At 44.1% G+C, this 3417-nt stretch carries 7 protein-coding genes and 1 pseudogene; 1 reads left to right on the top strand and 7 read right to left on the bottom strand.

Features of this window, described 5'->3' with window-relative positions:
- Nucleotides 1-102 precede the first annotated feature (102 nt).
- On the top strand, nt 103-267 hold the full coding sequence (locus H6F88_RS34255) for a hypothetical protein (protein ID WP_347277644.1): 165 nt from the start codon (nt 103-105) through the stop codon (nt 265-267).
- A gap of 53 nt (nt 268-320) precedes the next feature.
- Here the strand turns inward: H6F88_RS34255 and H6F88_RS00140 are convergent.
- The 7 genes and pseudogenes from H6F88_RS00140 to H6F88_RS00170 all read right to left on the bottom strand — a co-directional run.
- A pseudogene (locus tag H6F88_RS00140) lies at nt 321-476 on the bottom strand (IS6 family transposase); the annotation flags it as partial.
- A 199-nt stretch (nt 477-675) separates the two neighbouring features.
- Nucleotides 676-1155: a VOC family protein gene (locus tag H6F88_RS00145; RefSeq protein WP_190640737.1), complete on the bottom strand. Its 480-nt coding sequence runs from the start codon at nt 1153-1155 to the stop codon at nt 676-678.
- A gap of 50 nt (nt 1156-1205) precedes the next feature.
- The gene (locus H6F88_RS00150; protein ID WP_190640738.1) at nt 1206-1979 is read right to left on the bottom strand and encodes an enoyl-CoA hydratase/isomerase family protein; all 774 of its coding nucleotides are present in this window, start codon (nt 1977-1979) and stop codon (nt 1206-1208) included.
- Nucleotides 1980-2105: 126 nt separating this feature from the next.
- Nucleotides 2106-2393: a VOC family protein gene (locus tag H6F88_RS00155; protein WP_190640739.1), complete on the bottom strand. Its 288-nt coding sequence runs from the start codon at nt 2391-2393 to the stop codon at nt 2106-2108.
- Between the two features lie 36 nt (nt 2394-2429).
- The gene (locus H6F88_RS00160) at nt 2430-2759 is read right to left on the bottom strand and encodes a DUF1579 family protein (protein WP_190640740.1); all 330 of its coding nucleotides are present in this window, start codon (nt 2757-2759) and stop codon (nt 2430-2432) included.
- A 26-nt stretch (nt 2760-2785) separates the two neighbouring features.
- Complete coding sequence (locus tag H6F88_RS00165) at nt 2786-2962, bottom strand: hypothetical protein (RefSeq protein WP_206756413.1); 177 nt, start codon at nt 2960-2962, stop codon at nt 2786-2788.
- Between the two features lie 271 nt (nt 2963-3233).
- Nucleotides 3234-3417: VOC family protein (locus H6F88_RS00170; protein ID WP_190640742.1), on the bottom strand; the 184-nt coding region annotated here is incomplete at its 5' end.

Consider the following 3417-nt stretch of genomic DNA (forward strand, 5'->3'; position numbering starts at 1 on the left):
ACGCTCAAAGCGGATGAGGCGATTCATCCAGAGACCCAACTGAGGTAGAGCAAGTATCCCAATAACACTATTGAGCAGGATCATCGGCACATCAAGCGCATTGTGAAACCGATAATGGGATTCAAGTCGTTCAACAGTGCGAGGAGAATCTTGAGTGGGATCGAGGCAATGAATATGGTTCGAAAAGGACAAGTGAAAGGAATCGAACAAGAGAATAGTGTCTCTCAAGCCAGGTTAATTGAAGCAATCTTTGGAATTACTGCTTAGAGCAGTGCAAATGTTACCGATCATTTGTCCTTGGAAGATTTTTGCGACACAACCCGATTGATCTTCGAGTGGTCTACTTCTACGCCGCGTTCCTGCATCATCTCCTCCAAATTTCGGTAGCTCAGGGAATAGCGATAATACTAACGGACATTCAGCAGAATGATTTCGGGCAAAAAGTGCCGCCACTTGAACAAAGCAGGAGTAGACATTGGAGGGCAAGAACACACAACGGGGTTTGTCTACCTTACCACTGGCTGGTTTTTGCGACACAACCGTATTATCCAGTTGGCTAGCTCGATGATTCAAAAGATTGCCTTACGGGAGCAATTAATCGAGGCTCCAATACCGTTATTGTAATTACAAAAGCTTTGACATTTATCCACTAGGATTATGATTAATGGTTTTGCTTCACGATTGAGTACGTCCTGTTCGCAAATAATTGAGGATTTGCTCGTTCTTCTCCCAATACGCAACCAGATTGCCATCCATATCTTGAAATGCAGTTACCTTTGTTCCCAAATGCGGTAGGAAATTGCTTTCCCACATTAGTTCTACGCCTTTTGCCTTCAACTCGGCATCTGCGGCAGCACTATCATCAACAAAGAACACCAGATTGCGTAAGCCAGCAATTTGCAAGTGAAATGGCGGATTTTTGCGTTCAGGCTCCAGGTTGATGGGTTCTGGGTAGTGAATCAGATCGATGTAAAGCCCGTTTTTCTCCATCAAGGCGAGTTCAATGCCTTCGATCGCAGCCGTGCGATAGTTGAGGATGAAGCCCAATTTGTCGCTGTACCAGGCGATCGCTTCATCCAGATTCATCACCGACACTGCAACATTAACAAGCTGTAGGCTCTCAATTCCTTTACTCTGGGATAGATTCTGAGTCATGGTATTTCTCCGGTTGGATTGGCAAATTCAGATTGGCATAAGGTTGAGCATTACGTTCTTTGAAGCTGTACGGCTGAGAGAATCGACAGTCCTTCTAAGCCCATATCAAACGGGAGTTCATTCACCACTCTTTGCTTGAGCTTGCGGGTAAACATCAATCGGGTGTAGCGACGGGTGTACGGGTCAAGGCGAAGCAGTTTCTCGGCTAACTCATTGGCTCTCGCCAGCAATTTTTCACGAGGATGAACTTCATTAACCATGCCGATTTGTAATGCTTCCTCAGCCGTTAGTTTCTGCATCGTCAAGAGAAAATAGTGCCCTCGCACATCCCCCATTGCTGCTGGATAGAGAATCTGCACGCCGTCGGCTGGTACAACCCCACCCCCGACGGATAGATGCTGGTTATCTTGAAAGTATGCTTCCTCTGCTACCAGGATAATGTCTGCCATCAATGCATACTCGCCATGAATCGGAGCCGGACCGTTGACGGCTGAAATTACTGGAACGCTGATGTCAAGAAAATTGTAGAGAAGCTGTCGCGCTTCGGTCAGAATGGCATACCAGCCAGCAGGTTTGGTGATGTCATCAACAGTGGAAAAGTCAATGTGGCTAATCCATTGATCGCCTGCTCCAGTGAAAATGACAACCTCGTTCTGGCGATCGCGGGCAATCTCCCCAAATGCTTCTGCAAACTCATAATGAGCTTTCCCTGTATGGATATGTGAACCCCCATTGGTGTGCATCGTGACTGTCAAAATACCAGAGTCAGTTCGCTCTAGCTTCAAGTTTTCGTATTTGTCTTTGTAGTCATTGAAGTGCGTCATATTTTTACTCTCGTTACTTGCCTTACAAAGTATTTAGTTCCTGAACTAACTCGATCAAGTTGCCATTATTGTCTTTAATGAAACAGACGGTGAGTCCAAGTTCTTCGTCTGCTACAGGTTCCAAAGCTAAGAATGCTTGTCGGTTGAGAATTGAGGTAAATTTCGTCTTAAAGTTGTTGTAAACCCTAGCTTCTCTTGATACCACTGAATGGTTTCATCGAGATTTGGAACAGAGAGCGCAACGTGATGAGGTTGTAAACTAGCAAAAAATGTAGCTGTGTTGGTAGTTTGCGCTTGAGCAGCCATAAGTTCAACATTGAAACCAGTAGATATACGCTGTTGCTGAATTCCTAACCCACACAATAAGAACATGCTCACCAATGCAATTAGGATATTTTTCAGAGAATGTCGCATTCTAGAATTCCTTACAAATGCAGTAAATGATTTTCTTTACTGGATGCGTGTGTAGGTATATTCGATGGCTAAAAACTCTCTACCTCCTGGATACTGAAAATACTGGCTCAACACTTGTTGCTGGTCGTTCTGCAAGTGCAGAACATGACGCAGTTTGGTGGAACGTCCATCAATTTGTGAAGTCAATCCTGGAAAAGGATAAGTTATACCAAAACTGATGTTATTTCCCTCAACTGCAATGTTGCGAAAGCTCATTAACCCAGGTGTGCGAGTATCCATTGATGACAATTGATATTCATGATCAAGAGGTTGGTAGGTGTAAAGAGCAAGCCGTGTAAATGGCTGATTATTGCTCGTTCCTTCCATAATTTCAAATAATGTTGTGCAATCTTCTAGCCAATTACGACGTGCAATAATGTTATTAAATTCAACAGGGTTGCATCGGTTACGAATCGTGCAGTTTGTTTAACCTGGAAAGTTCCGATCATCGGTTGAAGTTTGCGATGAAACTCACTATGCAGACCTAAACGCTCGTTGGCACTCATCTCTGGAGTAGCAGTTCGATTCATGATTGCAGCAGAACAGCCCCGAATCGGAGTGTTAATGTCTTGGCTTTGGAGCAATTGAGCTTTGAGCGATCGCCGCAGGGAGATTTAAGTGAAATAATGAAATTCCTAAAATGAGCAAGACTATGAAACAAATTACACTACTAAAAACAACTGTACGCCGTGTTGTAGGAATTTGAAGATGGTTTCTGATGCGGTTAGGCATAATCATTACTCATCAGTATGGTGAGTGGAATGTATCTTGATTTAGCTGAAGACAGCGCAAGGATGCTGATCAGCGAAAATCGTTGTAGAGTTCCAAGATATTGCCATCAATATCCTTGAAATAAACAATGCGAATGCCCAGTGGATCGTAGGTCACAGGCGGACTGATAAATTCAACTCCACGATCGCTGAGAGTCTCATAGGCGCGATCGACATCATCTACTGCAAACGCTAAGTGTCGCCAACCTTGCGAG

This window comes from Oculatella sp. FACHB-28, assembly GCF_014696015.1.
GTDB lineage: Bacteria > Cyanobacteriota > Cyanobacteriia > Elainellales > Elainellaceae > JAAUTN01.